Origin of the sequence: Photorhabdus sp. RM71S, assembly GCF_042879355.1 — a bacterium.
Lineage (GTDB): Bacteria > Pseudomonadota > Gammaproteobacteria > Enterobacterales > Enterobacteriaceae > Photorhabdus > Photorhabdus kayaii.
This window is the reverse complement of the sequence record NZ_JBHFKV010000007.1, coordinates 143,007-167,354: the sequence shown is the minus strand read 5'-3', so window position 1 is coordinate 167,354 and position 24,348 is coordinate 143,007. Positions and strand designations below refer to the sequence as shown.

Sequence of the window (24,348 nt, the reverse complement as noted above, 5' to 3'; positions counted from 1 at the left end):
TTATTCTTTTAACCCTTGTCTGACCTAATTACCGATAAAAAGGTAGTTTTCGATTACCGAAAAAGGGAAACAAAAGTAACAAGAGAAAGTTAATTATGTGAAAAAATGATTAACCTGTAAAACGATTATCATTTACAAGATTCTATATTCTTTTAATTAAACTAACATATTAAGATCAACATCTATTTCTTTAATCATTTTTACTACTGCTAAATAAAGCCTCGTGTAAACGAGGCTATTTCTGATATACAAAGTCATATAGGTTTTCAATACACCACAAAGTGTAATATCTCAAGTCCTACGGCGCGATATGACTAGCTTATCCTTAGGACGGTCCACCCAATCGGAGGGATTATTGTTGAAGTTATCCGCAAGCAGATAAGACGGCGTTTTAGCTAACCAATCAGAAAGTGAAATATCTTGGTAGATACCGTTATCTAATACAATCAGTACCTTAAGATCATCATTGCCAATATTTTCGATATAGTGACCAAATCCCTGAGGAACGTAACCGGCGTCGGTCGGCCCATATTTTGCAGTTTGTGCGTGTCCATGAGAACTAAACACGGTCATACGTCCTTTACCTGAAATGTAGTATTGCCACTCGTTGGCATTAGGATGCCAATGTAGCTCACGTACTGCGCCGGGTTTGATGATCTCAATGAGACCAGTGATAGTTGTAGAAATGGGAAATTCCTTCGATGATGCCCGATAAATACTCCCTGAGTCGTTCTCGAAGAAAGGTTTATTTTTCAAGAGTTCATAACGGTGGGTGAGTGGAGCATCATTCAATCCGCCATCGTCAGCAGGTAGGGGAAGTTTTGGCGGGATAGCTCCACCGACGATGTAAGCTTCACCCTGTTTAATTTTAGAAAAAACGGATGCCGGCATGTTGACACTTTTCTCAAGCACTTCTTTCGGCATATGTGTTATCCAATCAGTGATGCTGAAAGTGCCAAATTCCGAGAAGTGCCCGTCATCAAAAGTCAGAATAAAATGTGCGCCATCTTCAAGCGCCTGAATGGAATGACCATGACCTTTGGGAAAATACCATACATCGCCGGGACCAAAATCAGCTACTTCACTTTTGCCCTCCGGATCGATAATGGTAATACGTGCATGGCCTTCAAGCATATATGCCCATTCAGCGGCAATAGCATGCCAATGAAGTTCACGCACACCACCCGGTTCAAGTAACATATCAACGCCCGCAATCCCTTCAGATATCGGGAATTGTTCTATCGTAGCTTCCCGCGCCCATCCATTTTCCAATACCCGTTTTTTACTATCTGTGAATTTATATTTATACAAACTTTTAGCATTTGTGGATGGTTTACTATTACCAGCGGCAATAGTATTGTGCTGTTCATCAGCAACAGCGGATTTAATCATACTACCCATACTAGCAGCCGCCGCGCCAATTGCGGATGCCCTCAAGATATCACGACGAGAAAACATATTTATTGCCTCCAAGTAAAATGGGCACCAGCAAGAATAGTTGCAAGCTGATATCTATTTGTTTGGTTTTTTTAAGTTACTGGTTGTCACAGAAGGAAAAATTAGAGGTGACTGATTAAGCATAGTAGAAAATGAGTCGTCTAGGGAAAACCAGAAACAATTCTGGTTTTCCCAGAGGTGTTATTACTTCATTTACTCTTTTTTCCGGGGTAGCGGCGAACGTATTTCATAATGCAGTCAAGTTTTTCACAAGTTTCCTGCCATTCTCTTTCTGGTTTTGAATCTCTGACCAACCCTGCGCCAGCCTGGAGCCAACAGCGACCTTGATACTGATAGAGAGAACGTAATACCAGCGCCGCATCTAGTTTACCTGAGCTATCTAATAACATGACACAACCGCTATAAAGCCGACGTGGTTCGCCTTCATAACGTGAAATTGCTTGTAAAGAAGGTTTTTTCGGTATCCCCGAAGCGGTGACTGCCGGGAACAGAGCGATGAACGCATCCCAACGATTTTTGTCTGTTTGTAGCAATCCTTTTACCCGTGATGCTAAATGTTGTACGGAACCCCGTTCACGAATCGCCATAAACTCTGATACACAAAGTGTGTCAGCCTGACAAATCGGTGCCAGTTCCTCTAATGCTAATTTAGCCGAAACAGCATGTTCAGAGATCTCCTTCGGGTCAGAAAGCAAATCTGCTCTCAATCGTTGATCCTGATCTTTATCATGTGTCAATGCTCTGGTACCAGCCAATGGTTGCGTGCTAACCCAGCCTGAACCATCCGCTTCAACCACAGTTTCCGGGCTAAAACCATAAACAGAGAAATCTTCATCACGTAAGAAGAAGGAGCGAGCAGGTGTGTTAGCTTGGCGGCCTAACCAATAACTGTGTGGCATATCAATATCCGAGCCAAGTTCAACTCGACGTGACAGGATCACTTTTTGGTAGTGACCTGCGGCAATATCCTTAACAGCATTGGCGACGTTATCTTGATAACGTTTCGCCGCATCTGACGTATTGATAATTTCCATATCTTCTGTACATGAGAAAGCAGGTGTGCCGAATTGATCAGCCCGTCTGATTTTCTCCCTCAATATGGCGAGTTGACTCTCTTCGAGAGTTCGTATCAGAACCTGTCCTTGAGTTATGCGTAATTCATGCTGTGGAATAGTGATTTTTATTAACGCTTCGTTTTGTTGTGCTAATAGCAACCCGTAGGTCATATGGGAGAATTCAAATAAAGTTCTTCCATAAGCCCGCCAATTCTGAATAGGAAGAGCATTGAGCGCCTGTTCAAGTTTTTGGCTTAACGTGTTGATATCGTATGGATGACGATTACCTTGTGGATCAATTAATTGTCCCGATGCATCTGCACTAATGGTTGCTGCACAGCCTATCCCAAGTGACCATTCACCTTTTGTTTCATAGAGCATATAAGGTTGTGCATCGTCGTCTGAAAGCAAATGTGTGATCAAATCTAACGGAGTGCTGGTAATAACAACAGTTTGTTCATGATATTGCTGCATTGGGCGACCATGTTCTGCTTGTGCCATCTGTACCAAGCGGCGTTTATCAATTTTTCCCACGGTGGTGAGTGGCCAATATGGGGCAAACAACCATTGGTCAGGAATTTTATGACGCTGAACCCCTTTCTGTTGTAGAAATGCCGCTATCTGCACCGGTTCCGGTTGATTGCCGTTGTTAGGTAAACAGGCGCAGGTTCGTTCACCCAACAGTTCATCAGGCACAGAAATGACAACGGCATCATCAATGTTAGGGTGTTGCAGCAGCAAGGTCTCAACTTCTTGGGTCGAAATTTTCTCACCACTGCGGTTAATCTGCTCTTTAATTCTGCCCTCAACGATCAGGTTGCCATCTGAGGTCATACGAACCAGATCGCCGGTGCGATAGAACCCATCGGCGGTGAAAGCCACGGTATTATGCAGCTCTGCACGGTAATATCCCGTAATAGTGTAGGGACCACGTGTAATCAGTTCTCCTACCTCGCCGGGTACTACAGGTTGTAAATTGGTATCAACAATTTTGATCTCATCTTCTTCTGATAACGGACGCCCTTGGGTATTAATGATGACCTCGTGGGGATCATCCAATCGGGTATAACAGAGTAATCCTTCCGCTGTACCAAACACCTGCTGCAAAGGCCCAAGGCGTGCTATTACTTGCTCCGCTAGTTCTGGTGTCAACCTGCCACCACCCACTTGCAAACAGCGTAAGGATGAAAGATCGCTTTGTTCCCAGTCGCGAGCCTGTTCCCAGAGCCGAGCCAGAGCTGGTACTAATGCCAGATGGGTCACTTTGTGTTGCTCGATTAGCGGCATGGCCTCATCAAAACTGGCGGTATCACTCAGAAGGACACTTCCGCCCTGGGAAAGGGTGCCCAAAATACCGGGACTGCCTAGTGTGAAGTTATGTGCCACAGGCAATACGGCTAGATAAACACTTTCTGTATTTACCGTACACAGACGGGCTGACAGCACAAAATCATAGGTATAAGCATCGTGAGTACGGGGAATGAGTTTCGGTGTACCGGTTGTTCCGCCAGAAAGCAGCAATACAGCAATATCACCATAACTTGGGCCGGGAATATTTACCGGTTCATCATCAATGGATGCCAATGCGGTAAATTCTTCCGCTTCTCCATCAACAATAATGTGTTTTAGATCGGGGCAAGATGCCACAATTTCTCGTGCCATTTTTCGGTAGTCAAAATCATGGAAGCAATCAGGGATAATGTAAGCAACCGGGAGTGCAATCTGGCAAAGAGCATGAACATCATGAGTCCGCTGTGTCGGCATTAATAACACCGGATGAGCACCGAGCCTGAACAGGGCAAAACAGGTAACGACAAAGGAGATACGGTTAGGCAGTTGTACCATAACGTTATCCCCACGACGGATCCCACGACGAAATAGTCCGCTGGCCAATCTCTCTGCGAATTGGTGCAATTCACGGTAAGTTAGTTGTTGTTCTTGATAGATCAGCGCTGTTTTATCACCCCAAATACCAGACCACCCGGCAAGTTGTTGGTCCAGCGTTTTGCCATTCCAAAGGTAGTCTGGCGCCATAGTAAGTGTTTTCCCTAGAATAGAAAAAGGTGCCATTATGCGAACTCCTGTAAACAAACATATTGTATAAATTGTGTAACGTGGCGAATAAAATTCTCAGGTTCTTGAGTAATATAAAAATGGTCGCCTACAATCTCCTTGTAGCGATATGAAAGGTGTTGCTCTCCGTCCGCAAGCCATTGTTGCCACTGCTGAACTTCTATCGCAGAAGCCTCTTTATCTTCACTGCCATAAAGCAGCAATGTTGGTGTTTGCAGTTTTATCGCGTCAGTCTGAACGAGCCGGTGATAATGTTCCGTAGCAAGAAAATCAGCCCGTAGCATCGGCAAGAACAGCGCAAGCAAGCCGGGATCTTCTCGCAAAATCGGGCTACAACCGCCGATATCAATCAATTGTTCAATAAACTCATGATCAGGTAATCCGCTAAGTTGGCGGCGGGATTGAAGATGAGGTGCATGGCACCCCGAAAGCACCAGCGCCTTGGGTAAACAATTTTGTTGCTCAAGGCGTTGGCAAGTTTCAAAAGCAACTTGGGCCCCCATACTGTGACCGACAAGTATCAGGTTCTCTCTTTGTGCGGAGGTGAATGACACCATCAGGTCAGAAAGTGATTGCGCCAATGTCGCAATACTGGTGGCTGCCTTTTCCGTCATACGACTGTCTCGTCCGGGGTAAATCACTAGTGAAACCGCTATATCTGAATTTTCTAGTGTGGACCAGTGGCGGAATGCACTGGTACTGCCCCCGGCAAAGGGGCAGATTAACAGCGTGTATTTGGGTTTGCCGTGAGTCGTCAGGCAAGGACGAATCATCGGGTGTGTAGGGAGTGACCACGTCATCAACATTCTTCCTTAGTTAACATCAATTTTGCTGGCTCAATCCAAACAGGGGACGATAAATCCTGAGTAACAGGCTCTCCCATAATACGCAAAATTTGTTGCCATAAACCTGCTAACCGCAGTTGGTAATCGTAAGCAAAAGCCGGTGGGCAGAGGGCACCGTTCAATACAGAACCTAAGGTATTGAGCAGAAATGCCACACCTTTAGCACCATCACATTCAAATGCTGTCATCCAGTTTTTGGTTGCCGGACAAAGAATTTGTGATGTTGCTTGGTACAGATAGTTATCATCCGGCTGGCTGGCATTCAGGTAGAGGCTTTGTTCGTTGTTCAGATGATCAGGTGCATGAAGAACGGGTGTCCAGATGACCGGCCCGTAACTGGCTTCCTGCGTAAGATAACCGACAGGCCAGATCAGCGTCATTTTATGCATTACCAGATTGTGCATATCGGGATCTCTCGGGTCCAGATAGGATTGCACGTTTAATGTTACTGTTGTCCCTGCGAAGCTAAGTTCAAAGCAATGAAATGCACTGCTTCGCTGACCGACATAGACTATCTCCATCTGTTCCGGACAGTGACATGCCTGTAACAACAGATCGAGCGCGGAAAATAGCAATTGGCGACTGGTTGTCAGATAACCACTTACCGGACGTTGCTGTGATAAGTGAGTGATTTGCCGCGCCGCATGTAACCAACTTCTTCCAGCATGACATTGGCTATAAAAGCTATTTACCCAAAACATTGCATCATGTTTGTTTGCGGTTAATTGATGTCTTTTAATGGCTTCGGCATCAAGGGGGTGTTCCTGAATGACAGAAATTCCATGCGCCAAAAGTGCCTGAGTGAGCTGATCGCCTTTGCCGCCAATAACCTCCGCCCGTATTACCACGCAGGCAATATCAATATCATCTGGTAGTTCATCCAGTGAGCGGAATAGGGGCACATTAAAATCACAGGCAAGTTGCTGCGAGCGAGCACTGCCCTGTGCCAAAATACCGGCTAATTCCAAACCAGACTGAGGTTGTAAGAACGCATTAAGATATAATTCGCCAAATTTCGAACCGGCAATCAGAACCCGCCGTGGCTTTATCATATGTTCTCCTTAACAAAATTAGTGGTTGGTACTGAATTCAAGATATCTTTCAGACAAGTAACCAATGAGCCAACATGTTCATGTTGGAACAAGGTGTAATGATCGCCCGCAAGTTGTGTCACATTGACTGGCCCAAAAGCCTGCCAGCCAAGATCGATTGAGGCGATAGTGGTTGGATCGAGATAATCCATAAAATCAGGTAGTGCCTGTGCTGCCCGTATAAGCCAGAAAGGCTGTGAAGTCTGCGGCGGACAGTAGTCAAGCAACGCATTCAGGTTATGACGCCACACGTCATAAAGTGCGGTCAGCGAGCTATCAATCTTGGCAGATTGCGGCAAGGCATCGTGCAACGCATTAAGGAAAGTCTTAGTATCAGCTGCGATAACATGATTATTCAACGTCAGACCAGGGAATTGCCCCTGCAAATCGAGCAAGAAATGACGATGACAAAATGTTTCATTCAGCGTCAAATCGGTGCGCACATTTGGCGCAAAGCAGTCAATCAGGATACATTGAGAAACACTTTCACCCACCGCACGTAATTGATGAGCCATTTCATAAGCCACCAATCCACCGAACGACCATCCTGCCAAGGCATAAGGTCCTTGTGGCTGGAAAGCTCGGATTTGACTGATATAGTCAGCCGCCAACGCTGCCACAGAAGGAGTATCTGTATTTAAATTATCTGGCGAAAATGCCAACCCAATCATGCGTTGGTCACCGAAATTGGCTGCTAAATGACGATACCCCAACAGATGCCCACCAATAGGATGGACGATAAACAGGACAGGTTGTTCAACGCTTCCCTCGTTCAATATCACCCCTTGGCAAGGGTTTTCTGGCTGATGTTCAATGAATTCAGCCAAAGAGTGTACGGTATCGTAAGTTTGTAACAGGCTGAGTGGATATTGACGGTCAAAAGTCTGATTGATTTTCACCATTAACCGTACCGCCGCCAGAGAGTCTCCACCTAACGTAAAGAAACTCTCATGCACACTGATAGCTTGTTGTTCCAATACTGATTGCCAAAGGTTCAACACAGCTTGTGCTGTCACACTGAGAGCAACCGACGATGCAAGATTGATTTCCTGTGCTGCCTCCTCAACCAAAACTGCCAATGCGCGTCTGTCAATTTTGCCGTTGTCGGATATAGGGATCGTATCAAGAATGATAAATCGCTGTGGACACATCCAGACGGGCAAGGTCTGTTGCAACCAATGAGGCAGAACCGGTAAAAGCTCTGTAGATAGCGGGGCTTCATCAGATAAACGTACACCCGCAACGAGTTGCAATGCACCGGTTGACGTAGTATGTGCAAACGCTAACGCTTGTTGTATATCCGGATGCTCGCATAAGCGGTGTTCGATCTCGCCTAACTCAATCCGATAGCCACGAATCTTAATCTGATGATCATTGCGTCCCAGAAACTCAATATTACCGTCTGGCCGCCAGCGCCCTAAATCACCAGTGCGGTATAACCGTTCACCGGTTTGAGGATGGGTAATAAAGGCTTGTGCAGTTTTTTCTAAATCAGCCCAGTAGCCTAGCGCTAACCCTTGTCCACCAATATAGAGTTCCCCCGTTACCCAAACCGGGCAGGGTGAAAGCGTTGCATTAAGCACATAGAAAGTCTGATTAGCCAGTGGTTTTCCATATGGAATGCTGTGCCAGTTTGGATCAACCTGAACGATAGGATAGGCAATAGACCAGATTGACGCTTCAGTTGCACCGCCCAAACTAAGAATATTCAGGGCAGGGTGAAGGGCAGATAATCTTTCTGGCAAACTGGTTGGTATCCAATCACCACTCATCAATATCCAGCGCAGACTCTCTAAGGAGTGCGGATAATCTCTGGCGTACTCCTCAAGCAGTTGTACAAATGCCGGAACAGAGTTCCAAACTGTGACTGATTCTTGTTGTAACCGCGTCAATAACTTGTCAGGTTGTCGGCTGTCACCAGGAGAAGGAATAACTAGTTTTGCCCCACAACTTAAAGTACCGAACAGATCATAAACTGAAAGATCGAATGTCAATTCTGATATTGCCAGTACGCTATCGTGTTCATTGAGAGCAATACGTTGGTTAATATCAAGAATGGTATTAACCGCACCTTGATGATCTATCATCACGCCTTTCGGTTTGCCAGTAGAACCTGATGTGAAAATCACATAAGCCAAATCCTCAGGATGGGCAGACAAACGCTGTTCACCGGTATTTTTCGGCAAGCGGTTAAGTAATATTTCATCCAGAGAGATAACCTGTACACCATCAGGCCAACTCAGCTGTTGAGCAAACTTAGGTTGAGTCAATACAATATCAACTTCTCCTGATGCCAATAGCTGATGGATGCGTTGTTGCGGGTAGCTGGCATCAATAGGTAGATAAGCCCGTCCCGCCAATAAAATCGCTATAACCGCGATAATCTGTTCCCAACCTTTTTCCATCACCACGCCAATCAGAGGCGAATGCTGATTTTCTTGTGCTTGTAGATGGGCAGCCAGCGTCAGGCTTTGTGACCACAAAGTGCGGTAATCGATTTGACGATAAGCATCGACTACAGCGGTACGTTGTGGGTAGCGATTTACCGACTGCTCAATTAACGAACAGAGTGTGTGGGGCGGAAACACATTCTTTGTCGCATTACTATCTTGGCACAAAATCCGATCACTTACCGGGAGCCACTCTGGAAGTAAGGTGCTCCATTGGTAATCGGGTTCAAGCAGGGCGACGACACTAGCCTGATAATGCGCAAACATGTTTTCTGCAACTTGTGGCTGGAACAGTTGCGGCAAAATTGCCCATTGAATGATAACGCCACCATCTGAACCGGAAATCAGCATACAGTCGAGATAAATATGCGGTGTTTGCGCACCAAAGAGATTCAGCGTTCCCAGCCCTGATGGCCCCTGGCCCGCAGTACCGGTTGTATCGTTGAACACAATCGGCATACCGGCGTTTAGATTGTGACGGTGCTGATTTTTCTCTCGGAGTACCAGTTGTCCGTCAAACAGAGCATGTTGCAGATCAGCTAACCACTGTTTCTGTATCCGACTTAGCGCGTCACTGAATCCTGTGCTATTGCGTAAATCCACTTCCAATAATGATGTAGTAGACAGATTTCCGACCAGCGTATCGCAATGTTGCGGCATTAACAGTCGGTTGCCATGCAGAACATTGATGGTGAAATGCTCGCTGTTGCTCCATACCGCTAGAATATGGGTGAATAACGTCAGCATAACCTGTGATGGTGAAGCTCGGTATTCTGCTGCACGTTGTTGCAAACGCTGCCATTGTTGCGGACTGATATATCCCGTCAGACATTGTTGATTAAGTTCTTGTGACTGATGATCTTTTAACGGTAACACAGGAGCATCAGGCAGATAAGGTAAGCGATTAAGCCAATATTGCTGGCTTTGTTGCCAGGCTTCCCCCGTTTTCTCATCCTCCAGTGCTTGAATATAGTCACTAATAGTCGCTGCCGGTGGTTCTGGCTGCCAGTTAAGTTCCTGATATCCGCGTTGCAAATCGCGTAGGATTAACGTCAGACTTTTGCCATCAGCAACCAGTAGGTCGATAGTCAAATGCAATAAACATACCCGGTCATCAGTACAATATAGCGTCAAATCAAACAGCGGCCAGTTATCGCTAGGAACACCTTTAGTGCGCAAGATATCGCGGGCATCAGCGAGTTTTGTCTCGCGTTGATCAGGCATCATGTTACGACAGTCAATTACCGTCGGGGTATAGCAGGGCACTTCCGGCAGAATATGATATTGCCCATCCTTCACATAGCCACGTAATTGCGCATGATGGCTCACCACACGGTTCCAAGCTGCGGTAAAACGTGGCAGATCAAGATCGTTGATAGCCAGTTCAGCGTAGAAATGCGCAATGCCGTTACCAAATTGGAATAGCTGGCTTTCGCCTAACCAATAGGCATATTGCAACGCAGTCAGTGGAAGCGTCTGCTCCGATGCTGGCTTAGCCTCAAGTGGAACAGCCTGTGTAGCGGGTGTTGTTTCAACTATTCGCAAGGTGCGACAAAACTCACTCAATTTAGGATGTTCAAAAAGCTGTTGCAGATTTGCCTGTTCGTAACCTTGACGACGCAATTGCACCACCATTCGGGTAGCAATTAAGCTGTCACCGCCACTTTGGAAAAAGTCACTGTGGCGCTGTATTGGCTGAGGAAGCAGTGAACACCAGAGCGCGATTACCTGCTGCTCTATATCATGGAGCTGGTTATCCGCTGTTTCCGATTGTACTGCTTCCAGAGTTGATCGCTGTGCTACTCTCTCTTTAGCGGTCATGATCAATGGTAATTGTTCTTGCTGTTGAACATGCAATGAATAAGGCAAAGTGGAAAATTGTGCCGCTATTTCACTGATATTGAGCCGTGTTTGCCGTTCAGCACGCGCCAGAATCAGTTGTTGATGCAGTTCTGGTCCATCTTGCCCCGGCCATTCCAATGAAACCCGATAGCCAGATTTCTCCAAGCACTTACGCCAGTCCGCAAGCGCCATCAATGCACTATCGCCGCGATCATCACTCCAGGCATTAATGCCTTCAATAAAACCAACACTGGCGAGTTGCATCGCACTTTCGCGTTTCGTCGATTCAATAATCAGCAACCATCCACCGGTTTTTAGTAACCGTGACAGGCGTTGCAAGGTGTTTCGCAGATGGGTTGCATCATGTAACACGTTAACCGCCATAATCAGATCATAACCGGACTCAGGATGCTGGCTAAAATCAATACGCTGATTAATATCGAACAGCGCAAATTTTACAGTTTCGCCATAATGATTGAGCAACTGGCGTGCATCATCCAGGAATAGCGGCGAAACATCGGTAAAGTGATAGCGTTCAATCGATTGTGCATTGTGCTTAAGCACCTTCGATGAGGTTGCTCCAGTTCCTGCACCGACTTCCAGTACAGTGAAATGATCAGATACTTGATTCAATTGCCGGACAATTTCAGCGGCAGTTTGGTTCAGGCATCGTAACGCTGGATTCTCACTATAGAGGCTGGCAGTGGTCTGTTTATCGGCAAACAGCAGTTCCAACGCATTACCTCGCCCGGCAAGCAGGGCATCATGTTGCTCGATACATGTTGCAACATAACGGCTAATCGTTTGACACCATACGGCATCGTCCAGTTTTGCTGTAGGAGCAAGAACATGAGTAAGCGGTTGCAGACAACGGTATCCATCAGCGGTTTTTTCAATCAATCCTTGGTTGTTTAATAACGTCAGCCATTGGGTAAGAAGACGCTGATACTGTGGTGCCAGTTGTAAACGTTGTTCAATCTCTGCACGAGAGTGACATTGCTGAGGATAAGTGAACAGATTATGACGCAGTAATGTCTGGCTCAGACCAAATAACGCTTGCTGTTCAATGTGTTGCCAGGAACGCTCAAATGACTGTTGTTCTGCCAACTCAGGCAGCGGTAACACATCGGTGTTTATTGACAATGGTTCTGGTAGCGATAATGGCAAATTATCTTCTGCCACCAGCCATAAGTTATAACCTTGCGTATCGTCCTGACGTGGCTGAATTTCTGCCAACCGTACTTCAGGTTTAGTACGCAAATATTGTTCAGCTTGATGCAATTCGGGTTGTTGCGGCCAGAAGTTATAACGGGTATGACCGGAAGGGGGGATATGAAGATCATAATGTTCTATGCAGTCAGTCTGATGGCAAATTTGCACTAACAGAGCATTATAAACGGCAAATAGTGCTTCAATAACCCCCGGTGCCAATACATCATCCATGCAGTACCAGTTAAACAGTAAATCACCATCCACTTCCATGACCTGATGATCCAGCCAGACTTGCGGGGTTTGACTCAGAACAAAGACTGGATCACCCAGTAACTGAGTGATGGATTGTTTAATGGCGACGCCTTCTTGTGCCATTCCCAACATGCTGGTGAAAACTACCGGCGTCAGCGGTTGCCTGCTTTGAGCTTCACCATTTTGTTGACGGCCAAGTTCTCGCAACACCTCAACACCATTGACATAGTTATGGCTCAGCCGTTGCCACAGCAAAGCTTGTGTTTTCTCCATGCTGGCACGCAAGGAGATTATTTTGCGCAAATCAAAATCCATCAACATGACTGAGGTAAAATCACCAATCAGATCTTGAACCTCTGGATGGAAAGGTTGCCGGTTAAAGAATGTCAGGTTGAGAGTAAACAGCGGATGACGGCTATACCATTCCAGAGTATGAGCAAACAGCGTCAGCAGACCGGCAGAAGGAGTCACGCCCCATTGTTGCCAGCGTTGTTTAAGCATTTGCCAATCAGATTGTGCTAATCGACCTTCATAAGTTGTGAATTGTGGCTGACTACGCTGGGGCAGTTGTGGATTCAGCGGTAATCTTGGCGCCGGAGGCAACGAAGGTAATTGTTCCTGCCAATATGCCCATGATGCCTGCCACTCTTTACTTGCCCGTTGAGCTTGTTCCGCCATCACATAGTCACGGAAAGTAAACACCTGCGGGATCAGGGGTTGCTGGTGGTAAGCGCGTTGCAAATCGTCCATCATGATCCGGAAACTCTGTACGTCAAACTGCAACAGATCCAGATTCATATGTAAGCGACAGCGTGCATTCGGTAGCAGAGAAACAGAAACTTCAAACAACGGCCACTGTTCTGCTGGCGGGACTTGGTAAGAAAGCGTATGACGACGCTGAACCAGCGCCTGTTGGCAAGCGATTTCATCCAACATCCGCAAATCATCTTGTGATAACACATACCAAGGCGTTTCAGGCAAAATTCTTTGTTGTCCGTCTTCATCCACGACCATGCGCAACATGCCATGACGCTGAATTAAAGCATTCCATGCCTGTTCAAAACGCGGAATATCAAAACTATCCAGTGTCAAATCCCATTCAAATAGGACGTGACACGCGACACCGCCGAAATCAATGGCCTGAGTACGACCAATCCAGTAAGCGTGCTGAATGGGTGTTAACGGGAATGGAGCATGACGTTGGGCGCTGTCAATAATGATCTCGGGCTGAGAACAGGTTACTGGTTGTTCAGGTAATGCGTCGCCAATAAGCCGATTAAGCCCCTCTAAAGTCATATTCTGATAAGCCAACTCGGCAGTTAATCTGAAACCAAATTGCTGGTGGATCACCGCATTTAGCTCCAGGAACAGCAGGGAATCCAAACCAAATTGCAGTAAGTCCTGTTGCGGTGCCAAACATTCAGGCTGTTCTAATCGTAGCAATGCAGCAATACGTTGACGCAACCAATTAAGCCGTTCTTCACTGTCCTGATACAGCGTGTTATCGACAGAGTATGAAGGAGCTGGGGTTGCCACTGGATGGATATGAGCAGTGTCAGCCTGTAAACGTCGCGAAATATCAGGATGATGCTCATCTAACCGTATTGCCAGATAGCAAGGAGATGCGGTACGCAGAGATTGATAAAAATGCCAGATACCTTCATTGACGCTGAACGGTAACATGCCATCTTGTGCCAATTTTTCCACTAATCGCCGCTCGCGGGCCATACCAACGCCACCCCAAACACCCCAAACCAGTGTTTTTACCATCAACGGACTCGGTGCTGTCAGCGCCAAAGATTCCAGGTAAGCATTGGCAACGGCATAAGCACCTTGCCCTTGAGCACCTAACATTGATGCGGCAGAAGAATGAAGCAACAGATAGTGTGCATTATGTTGCTTAAGAGCAATTTGCAATGCCGATGCACTTAGGGCTTTTATCGATAACATTTGTGACAGACGTTGAGGTTCAAGTTCTGCCAACTGGGTGTGATCAGCGATACCCGCCGCATGAATTGCCCCGGCGATACCATCCTCTTGTGCCAGCGTCTGCACTGCATTTAACAAAGCTGGCGTATCAGTAACATCAACGTTAATCCAGCGGATCTCACATTCAATATTCAGTGATAACTCTTGAACAAAAGCATCCCAATCCGCATGTTGACGACGGGCAAGTACCGCGATTCTACGTGCACCTTGAGCCAACAACCAACGGATGGAAATCTGACCAATTCCGCCCATTCCCCCAGTTACGATATGCCAACCCTGATGAGGAATCGACATCGGCTGTTGAGAAAGCAGTAAGGATTGACGTTGTAAAACGGGTACAGAGACTTGGTTGCCACGTATTCTCAGCCAACGGTTATGTTCACTTAAATATCCAAGCGCTAATGACAAAGCGTCAGCATCGTTGATATCAGTAATATCAATCGCTTGAATACGACGATGGGGATATTCTTCAACTGCGACACGTAACAATGCCCAGACAGCATATTGAGCTGGATTGATATTCTCTGGTGATAAAGTGGTTTCCGGTTGAGCGCCACAGGTGACAACGGTTAATGGTATTTCTTCATCACGTTTTAGTTCGGTAATAACTTGATTGCATAATTCAAGTACATCACTGCCAGTAAGCAGCAATAAGATATTTCCGCTTTCTGGCTGTAAATGAATACCCGCCTGACACCAATGATTAACTATCTCGTCATTCTCAGTTGAAGAACGGAGAGTATATGCCGTTGAAGATCTTGGGTTATCTGTGATGTTTATTGTACGCCAGTGTAGGGCATAGTGGGTATCGGGGCACGGTTGTGGTGCGGGAAGCCATGAGTTGGTTGCAGCTTGTGTTGATACAAACTGACGCGGCAGATCGCAACGATCGCTTAACAGGGCAAATAGACGCTCACCCGCATAAATCAAAGCAGGGAAAGCAGTGAGTAAACGTGCCTCTAATAATCTGCGTTTGGCATATGGCAGGGGACGATCAGGACGATACATTTTACTTGTTGTTGGCCCAAAAACTTCCCGGTAATAACCTTGCTGGACGCAATAGGTTAGCAATTGTTCCAACAAAGGGCGCCAACGAGGTTGCAGACGGCCAGCCCGAATAGTGTCGATAGCACTGAAACCTTGTTCAGTATCACGCCCATGACATTGATATACCAATGCATCGGTATACAACTCACGTAGTGTTGCAGCATCGGGGTTTTGCTCAATGGCAGGATCGAGCAGAGCATTGACATCAAGTCCAGTATTGATATTGGTTGTGGGCTGCACAGATTTGGTTGCAGGGAAGCGATAATGCTGCTCATCAAATGGATAGAGCGGAGCATGACATTTTTCCCCAGTAAGCGAGAAAAGATGCGGCCAGTCAAGATGCACACCAGCACAGTAAAGTTGCATAAGAGCCGTTTGCTGAGTTGTCTCTGGAGAGCCTTGGCGCTGTACGCTAGCAATCCAGGTTTCCTGTGGCAGACTGACACGCCGCCCGATGCCAGTTAATTGTGCATCAGCCCCCATCTCCATGAATAATGTCACCCCTTGCTGGCGAGCAAATTCAACCGCCGGGTAATAGCGTACGGTCTGACGCATATGGTTACGCCAGTAGTCTGGTGAACCCAATTGTTCAGCCGTTGCAATATTGGCTGTCAGGGTAGAAATCAGCGGGATTTCCCCCAATGTAGGTTGCAACTGGCTACAACGCAGAGAAAATGCCTCCAGTACGCCATCAAGCATGGCTGAATGTGCTGCACAGGCAACGTTTAGACGTTGGCAACGAATCTGCTGTTGTTCCAGACGTTGCGCCAAAGTAGCAATTTCCGTTGCTGTACCGGCCCAAACCCAGTGTTGTGGGCCATTGCAAACCGCCAAATCTAATGCCAGCGAACAAACGAACGGAAGTACTTCTTCTTCATTGGCAAAAACCGCCAGCATTGCGCCCCCTTGGGAGCAGCTTTGCATCAGTTTGCCTCGTACCGCAACGAGCGGCATCACCTGTTCAGGTGTGAGAATCCCGGCAACAACGGCAGCGGCAAATTCTCCAACCGAGTGCCCCAATACATAATCAGGCTTCAATCCAAGCGCCCGCCAATGTGCCGCCAGTGCAATCTGATGCGCCACAATTGCCGGTTGTGCGTATTCGGTGGTGGCTAATGCGGCATCATGCTCTCCGAACATCACGGCTTTTAATGGCAATGCCAACCCTGATGCACAGGCTGCACAGCAACGATCCAACATAGCGGAAAAAACAGGAGAGCTGGCATACATTGCTTTTCCCATGCCAGACCATTGGCAACCTTGGCCGCTAAATTGCCAAAGTTGCTTACTTTCGCTGTTGATTTGCCCACTGAAAACATTTTGTGTTGGTTTCTTGTTGGCAAAAGCGGATAAATTTGCAGCACTCTGTGGCGTTAGCGTCAACGCTAAACGCCAGGGTAATGAAAAATCACGCCCCTGTAATGCGGTCCATGCCAAATCTGCATGATGCTCTGGTGCACCATTGAGTGCAGCCGCATAACGTTGGGCCAATTGACGTAATGAAAATTCAGAAGCAGCAGAGAGCAATAAAGGCGAAGTCTGCGCATGATGGACACGGTGACGACGTAATTTCTCTGGCAATGATTGCACGACGACATGACAGTTAGTACCACCAATACCAAACGAAGAGACGCCCGCGGTACGTAATGCTTGTGTCCAGCGTTGCCCTTGTGTTGCCAGCTTGAATGGACTTTGTTCCAACCGTAAAGCTGGGTTGGGTTGCTGAACATTGATCGTCGGTGGAATATGTCCATGCCAAACAGACAGAACCGCTTTAATCAAGCTAGCAATGCCGGCAGCCGTATCAAGATGGCCCATATTGCTTTTCACTGAGCCAAGATAACAAGGCGGTACCGCCACACTACGGTCAGAAAATATGCTGTGTAACGCGTCAACTTCTATCGGATCGCCAAGAGGCGTTCCTGTGCCATGTGCCTCGATCATCCCAACATCATCAACACTGACATCCGCCAGTTGAAGTGCTTCGATAATAACGTTGCGCTGACCGTTAACCGAAGGGGCAGTAAAGCCAACTTTCTCATTGCCGTCATTATTAATTGCACTGCCACGTAGCACAGCCATGATGGGATCGCCATCGCGCAGAGCATCACTTAAGCGTTTTAGCGTGACAACACCAACGCCATTGCCACCATAGGTGCCATTTGCTTGGCTATCAAAAGGGCGGCAATGCCCATCAGGGGAGAAGATCATTCCCGGCTGATACAAGTAACCACTTTCTTGCGGGAAAGAAACTGCCACACCACCAGCCAACGCCATGTCACACTCACCGGCACGCAGGTTTTCACAAGCTATATGTACGGCAACCAGTGAACTTGAACACGCTGTTTGTACCGTCAGTGCCGGGCCTTTTAGGTTTAATTTATACGCGGTACGTGTCGCAAGATAATCTTTATCGTTACTGATTAACGCTTGAAGCCCTTTAACTTTGCCAACATCAGTCATGGAAAATTGTGACCATGAAGGCCAAGTACTGACTCGGCTACTACCAAAAACACCGGTTTTCAACGGGACATGGCGTGGCGCATAACCGGCATGCTCAAGGGCATGCCAGGCAGTCTGGAGAAAAAGACGCTGTTGAGGATCGAGCATCTCCGCTTCCTGACGTGAATAACCAAACAGCGAGGCGTCAAATTGCTCCGCCTTCTCTAATATCGCTGCCCGATTGACAAAATTTTCACTCTCAATAACTTCAGGAGGAATACCTGCATCTAATAATGTTTGACGGGAGAGTGGAACAGTACACTCAACTCCGTGTTGCAGGTTATGCCAGAAAGTATCGCTATCTGGCGCCTGCGGAAAGTGGCAGGCAAGGCCAATCACTGCGATAGGATCGCAATTATCGTAGTGAGGTGTTAAATCAGTCATTATGCAGCTCCTTTATGACGTCTTTCCCGTTGTTGCAAACGCTTTTGTTGTTGACGCTGACGAGGGGTAATCGACTGGCGATTTCCGTCGTGGGGATCCTTCCGGCAGCGCAAACTGAGCGTCTCTGCTGTTGGATAAGCAAATAAATCAGTCACGGCAAGATGATAAAAACCCGCATGTTGTAATTTGCTATGCAATTGAATTAGCTGTAGCGAGCTGGCTCCTGCCTCAAAAAAGTTTTGTTGTGCGTTAATAGGATGATTTGTTATAGACAAGAACAGGCGTTGAATTTCGCTGCATATTTGTGGGTCATATCCCGCTGAACTCAGTGATGGCGCAATGGCAACAGCAGTATTTTCAACCATCACGGATTGCTGGCGTGGCATCAGTTGTTCCAGTGCTGCATGCCAACTTTCTGGCTGTGCCGCAAGGGTACGCAACAGCGTCATGTAGCTATTGAACATGTTTTGCAACTGACGCGGTTCAAACAATTCTTCGACAGCATCCCAATTTAGACAAAGTTCATTATCAGATTCATAAACCTGGTGATCCAACCAGATTTGTGGCGTTTGGGAAATACCCCAAACGGGTTTCATCCATGATGAATGCGAAAGAAATTGCCCTTGGTGTGTTCCCAATGCACTGGTGAAAACGACCGGCATAATGGCCGCATCGGGGCTACGGCTCTGTGCCAATTCACGCATCACTCTAATTGCTGAAATGTGACGGTGATCCAGATCCTGCCAGAGCTGTTGTTGCAATCTACGGGCACTTGATAACCAATTTTTCTTCGGGCGCCAGGCCAGTAATGACAGAGAAGTGAAATCACCCAGAATGTGATTAATATCTTCATGCCAGTGCGGACGATCGAAAAGGGTAAGGTTGAGCGTTAGCTCCGGTTTAGTACTGAATGCAGAAAGAACCGCTGCATAAGCCGCAATTAATAGCGCGGAAGGCGTTATCTGATAAGGCGCTGCATGTTGTTTTAACTGGCTCCATTCATATGCAGATAACCGATCGCTATAGCGCACAAAACGTGGGGATTGAACCTCTTCCGGGGCAATACGCAGTGGCAATTGTGGTGCCAGTGGTAATGTTTTCACTTGCTCCTGCCAATATTGCAGCGAATGCTGGTGCGTCGGCATTTGCTGCTGGCATAACACACAATCCCGGAATGTCACTTTCAATGGTGGCAATTCATGTTGCTCGTCGAGATAGAGCTGTTCTAATTCGGCCAGCAATATCTGCATGCTCAACCCGTCTAATAGCAGATTATCCAGACTGACAAATAGTCGGGAGATAATTCCATCATCTTGCGCAAGCTGGAAATCGAATACCGGCCAGTTGCCGGCATCTAATACCTGATGTGAAAGCTGTTCACGTAATGTGTCGGCCCGCTTAATATTGGTGAATTGATGTTGTTTGACGGAGAACTGCGGGACATTTTCTAATACCTGTTGCTGCCCATTAACAACCACGGTTCTGAGCATTGGATGACGCTGGATCAGACGATTTAGCACCCGATTTAAACGTTGAACATCTAATTGCTCTATCCGGTATTCAATAAAGAAATGCGCGCCAACACCACTTAAAGCGAAACCCGGATGGCGCCCGACCAAATAAGCCTGCTGAACTTCCGTGAGTGGGAAAGGGTGGTATTCATTTTGCTCTTTCGGCAGAGCACACGCTGCTGATGAGGTTTCAGCCAGAGGAACCAGCGTAGCCGCAAATGCAGCTAATTGTGGGTTACGGAAAAGATGGCCCAGTTCACCTTTGAAGCCTTGTTGTGTCAGTTCACCAACCAAGCGTGTAGCCAGAAGACTGTCTCCACCAAGTTGGAAAAAGTCACTGTCACGGCCCAGTTGCTCTGTATTGAGCAAACGTTGCCAAATGTCAGCAACGGTTTGTTCAACTGCATTTAACAAAACCACTTCATTCCGGCGTGATGATGTCTCTGTTTTTGTCGCAGACTGTAGTTCTTGCGACAACGCCTTACGATCAATTTTGCCGTTAGGTGTCAGTGGCAGGCGAGGAATGATATGCAAACTCTGTGGGATCATATATCCCGGCAGATGCTGTGCCAGCGCAGCCTTAATTTTTTCCCGATCAGGAATGGTGACACTGTCACTTGATCGCATCAATAACACATTAAGGTTACCGATGGTAATTGGCGTTTCAGCCTGTAATGGCAATTGTTGTGGTAATAGCGATAACCACTGTGACGCAGAACGTAATTGAATACCTTGAGGTGAAAGCAATTCAGTCGTAATCAGGGAAAGAGACGATGCCTGTTGCAACTCCATTACCAATATCAACGCGCCAGGTTGAGCAAGGGGTACCAATTCCTTGACACAACATGCGGGATCTTCTTCTCGATGTAATACGTTATTCAGCAGAATAATATCAGCCTGATGTTGCAGCGCTTCAGGAACTTGTTCAGGCCAACTTCGTTCAGACCAACATTGTACTGATGCATGAGCATAACCGCTCAGCCGTGTTTGCGCCTGATTGACCAATGCTTGAGAACGTTCAAAGCCGAGATAACAGAGGTGCTGATCAGTAATATGCTCAGCCAACCACTGCGCACAGCGACCGCTGCGAGCATCAAACTCCATCAAAGTCACGGGGCGTTGTAATCGCTGAGAAAGGGCAGTGATGACCTGTTGCAACCCTGCTAACCACTGCTGGGTTTCTGGCAATACAAACAGTTGTTGTTCCGGTGCGAATTGCGGATCGTCAAGTAATGCGATCGCCGTCTGTTGCCCGGTAAGAACATCATGTAGCACAGCATGCCAACGTTCCGGGATACCTATCGCCTCATTATTGGATGTAGCAGGTAACCATCCGGCCTGATATATATGCTGTGTAGATTCAACCAGTACCTTACATTGACAAAGATATGCCAACATACGGGCAAACAAGTCATGGTATTCCGGTTGGGGCTGATAGCGCTTCAAGCAATCCGTCAGTGACTGCGGTGAAGTAAAGGTAATACCGTGACGAGATAGATGTTCCAGCAGGAACATTGCAACTTGAGGTCCACTGCTATCTGCGGTTATTGCGTGCATTGCAGGGAACAGCTCACGATAGCCCGCGGGTAACTGAGGCGCACGATTTACCCGTTGGCATAAAGAATCACCTTCCAATTCAAGGAACGCCACTAGCGACTTCTCTTTTTCGCCACTGGCGAGTGCCACCCCTTTACTGATTCCGATTACCTGATTAAGGGCAGCATCAATTTCTCCCAACTCAATTCGGTAACCACCAATTTTTACCTGACTATCACGACGTCCCAGAAATTCAAGCCAGCCCTCAGGATGGTAACAACCTAGATCACCAGTGCGGTACCAGCGTTCCCCTTGATCGACAACAAATTGAGCGGAAGTGCGTTCTTCATCATTAAAGTAGCCTAATGCGACACCGGCACCACCAATCCAAAGCTCACCGACAACCCAGTCAGGACAATCACGGCCATCTTCACCTACGACACGGTAACGCTGGTTAGCTAAAGGATAACCATACGGAATGGAGCTCCACTGTGCTTCAACTTCTTTGACGATATATTCGTTTGACCAAATAGCCGCTTCTGTTGCACCACCCATTGCACCCAAAACACCATCAGGATTGAAGGCGCGGTAACGTTCAGGCAGTGACAAGCCAATCCAGTCCCCGGACAACATCACAGTACGAAGTGCTTTCGGCGCATCGACCTCCATGCCTTCGCAATAGGTCAGTAACATATCGAACAGTGCGGGCACACTATTCCACAACGTCACATGATGACGCGCGATCAACATTTCCCAGGTTGATGGGTCACGACGCTGTGCTTCATTAATTAATACCAGCGCACCTCCCGCGGTGAGAATACCGAAAATGTCATAAACGGAGAGGTCGAAATGTAGAGCAGAGAGTGCCAATAACCGGTCGCTACTTTGGACCTGATGACGGCGATTGATATCCAAACAGGTATTGAGTGCGCTCTGGTGGCTGATAACGACTCCTTTTGGCATACCGGTTGAACCAGAGGTATAGATGATATAAGCCGGATCAGTAACCGCACGCTTAACCATGTTTGCCAAAGGTGGCCATTGCTCATCCTGATGCCAGGAAACACAGTGTACATCTTGTGACCAGTCATCACTGTGTTTTTCAAGATCAATGTGTTGTTCAGGATCAATGATAACGATACGAATTCCAGCACTTTCGCAGATAGCACGACGTCGGTTTACTGGCTGATCAACAGGAACCGGTACATAAACGCCGCCGATATAAAGTATCGCCAATACCGCAACAATTTGTCCGACGCCTTTTTCCATGCTAATGGCAACCCGATCTCCCGGTATAACCGACATTTTTTGCAACACGGTTGCTAACCAGCGAGCGGCCAAACTTAATTCACCATAACTGATTTCCTTATTATTAGTCACCAAAGCAACAATATTTGGTGTACGTTCTGCCTGCAAAAACACACCTTCATGCAGAAGGGCATCCGGCAAAGGTTCAGTTGTGTCATTGATCTGATACCGAAGCTGGTATTGTGATTTAGGCAACAGATCCGGTAATTCTTTACTCCACTGTGTGGCGTTTTCCGTTAGATGTTCAATGAACCCCTGATAAGCGGTAAATAAGGTATCCATTAACCCATCAGGGAAGAGTTCATCGTTACTATCCCACTGAATATTCAGCGTGTTTTCATGTTCAAATGCAACGAAATCCAGCCATACCTGAGGTGTTTGCGATATTCCCCAACTTGGTTTTCCCAGAACATCACGGGTATTTTCACCATATAAAGGTCGGCCTAAATTGCTGGTAAACACAATTGGCGCACCATATGGATGACTACCGCGTTTTTTAAGTTCACGTAAAACTTCTACACCAGACCAATGGCGGTGTTCGTAAGCTTCGGCAAATGTTGCCTGCGCATCTTTAGCGAGTTGGCAGAACGGCAAATTATCAGCGGGAATATCTAATAGCAGAATATTAGTAAAGTCGGCCAGCAGGCTATCAACTGCGGTGTGCAACGGCGCTCTATCAAACAATGTCAGGTTAAACAACAGGCGGGGGGCATGATTCCAGCGACATAATAGACCAGCAAATGCGGTCGCCAATGCCATCGTTGGCGTAACACCATTTTGTTGAGCAAGTTGTTTAAAACGTTGCCAATGTTCAGGAGCCAAGCGGAAACATCTGCGCTGAATGCGGACGTTTTTTATTAGGGAAGGTTCCTTAGCCAAAGGGAGTTGCGGGGCAGGGGGAAGGATATCTAACCGGTTACGCCAGAATATCTCTGCTTCTTGTCGAGCCTGCGCAAATTGAGCCTGATATTGCGCTAAATAGCTGCAAAAATCATAGTCGGAAGGGATAACAGGCAGGTTACGTTTAACAATTAATGCTGCCAGTTCAGTAAAGAACAGGCTAAAACTGGCAGCATCCATGATCAGCAAATCAATATTAGCGTGCAACCGGTGCTGATTCTCACCAAACAGACTTAGCTGAATATCGAACGTCTCCCCTTGTTCAACCTGTAATACCCGATGGCTTAGTTGTTCACGTATATTATTCAGCGCTTGTTGCTGTTCTTCTGCTGTCAAGCTGCGCAGGTCATGAACCGTTAATTTTTTCCAATAAGCATCAGCCATCCCTTTCTGGCGACCATCGGGCAAAAACCGCACTCGTAACATCGGATGTCGCTGAATCAACCTATGAATTGCCGCTTCCAGTTGTTCAGGTTCCAACCCGATACCGTCAAATTCTTGATATAAATGGCAACCTACTCCTCCCAACGTCTGCTCTGGCGAACGCCCAACAAAATAAGCATGTTGTACTGCGGTCAGCGGGAACGGACGAGCATCTGTAATCAGTGGCTGCGCCGCATCAGGCTTAAGTGCTGTGTGAGTAACAGGCGCATGACGTTGCAGAAGCTGGCTCCAGGCATACAGTGTGGGTTTTTGATAAAGTTCACGAAGGGTGACGCGATATCCTTGACGCCTCAACTGGTTTAACAATGCCATCATTTGCATTGAGTCCAGCCCTTTGCGAATTAAATCGTCGTTATCATTCACCAGTGTATTTTTTTGAGTAAACAGGCCAGATATGATCTGACGCAGTGAATCTGGAAAGACAAGATCCTTGTGCATGAAGATATCCT

6 protein-coding genes are annotated in these 24,348 nt (G+C 47.0%); all 6 read right to left on the bottom strand.

From position 1 onward, the window contains the following. Nucleotides 1-291: 291 nt before the first annotated feature. The 6 genes from ACGF5R_RS06460 to ACGF5R_RS06435 all read right to left on the bottom strand — a co-directional run bounded on the left by ACGF5R_RS06460 (nucleotide 292) and on the right by ACGF5R_RS06435 (nucleotide 24,337). Nucleotides 292-1,458 carry a cupin domain-containing protein gene (locus ACGF5R_RS06460; RefSeq protein WP_387690168.1) on the bottom strand — a complete coding sequence of 389 codons (1,167 nt, stop codon included), beginning with the start codon at nucleotides 1,456-1,458 and terminating at the stop codon, nucleotides 292-294. Between the two features lie 188 nt (nucleotides 1,459-1,646). Continuing rightward, entirely contained in the window at nucleotides 1,647-4,547 is a 2,901-nt protein-coding gene (locus tag ACGF5R_RS06455; protein ID WP_387690180.1) for a salicylate synthase, read from the bottom strand. A gap of 35 nt (nucleotides 4,548-4,582) precedes the next feature. Continuing rightward, nucleotides 4,583-5,386 carry a thioesterase II family protein gene (locus ACGF5R_RS06450; protein WP_387690166.1) on the bottom strand — a complete coding sequence of 268 codons (804 nt, stop codon included), beginning with the start codon at nucleotides 5,384-5,386 and terminating at the stop codon, nucleotides 4,583-4,585. Next, nucleotides 5,386-6,483 carry a Gfo/Idh/MocA family oxidoreductase gene (locus tag ACGF5R_RS06445; RefSeq protein ID WP_112879125.1) on the bottom strand — a complete coding sequence of 366 codons (1,098 nt, stop codon included), beginning with the start codon at nucleotides 6,481-6,483 and terminating at the stop codon, nucleotides 5,386-5,388. Before ACGF5R_RS06445 ends, ACGF5R_RS06450 begins: the two co-directional genes overlap by 1 nt. Next, on the bottom strand, nucleotides 6,480-18,200 hold the full coding sequence (locus ACGF5R_RS06440; protein WP_387690164.1) for an amino acid adenylation domain-containing protein: 11,721 nt from the start codon (nucleotides 18,198-18,200) through the stop codon (nucleotides 6,480-6,482). Before ACGF5R_RS06440 ends, ACGF5R_RS06445 begins: the two co-directional genes overlap by 4 nt. After that, nucleotides 18,200-24,337, bottom strand: coding sequence for an amino acid adenylation domain-containing protein (locus ACGF5R_RS06435; RefSeq protein ID WP_387690162.1), 6,138 nt, complete (start codon nucleotides 24,335-24,337; stop codon nucleotides 18,200-18,202). Before ACGF5R_RS06435 ends, ACGF5R_RS06440 begins: the two co-directional genes overlap by 1 nt. Between the last annotated feature and the right edge of the window lie 11 nt (nucleotides 24,338-24,348).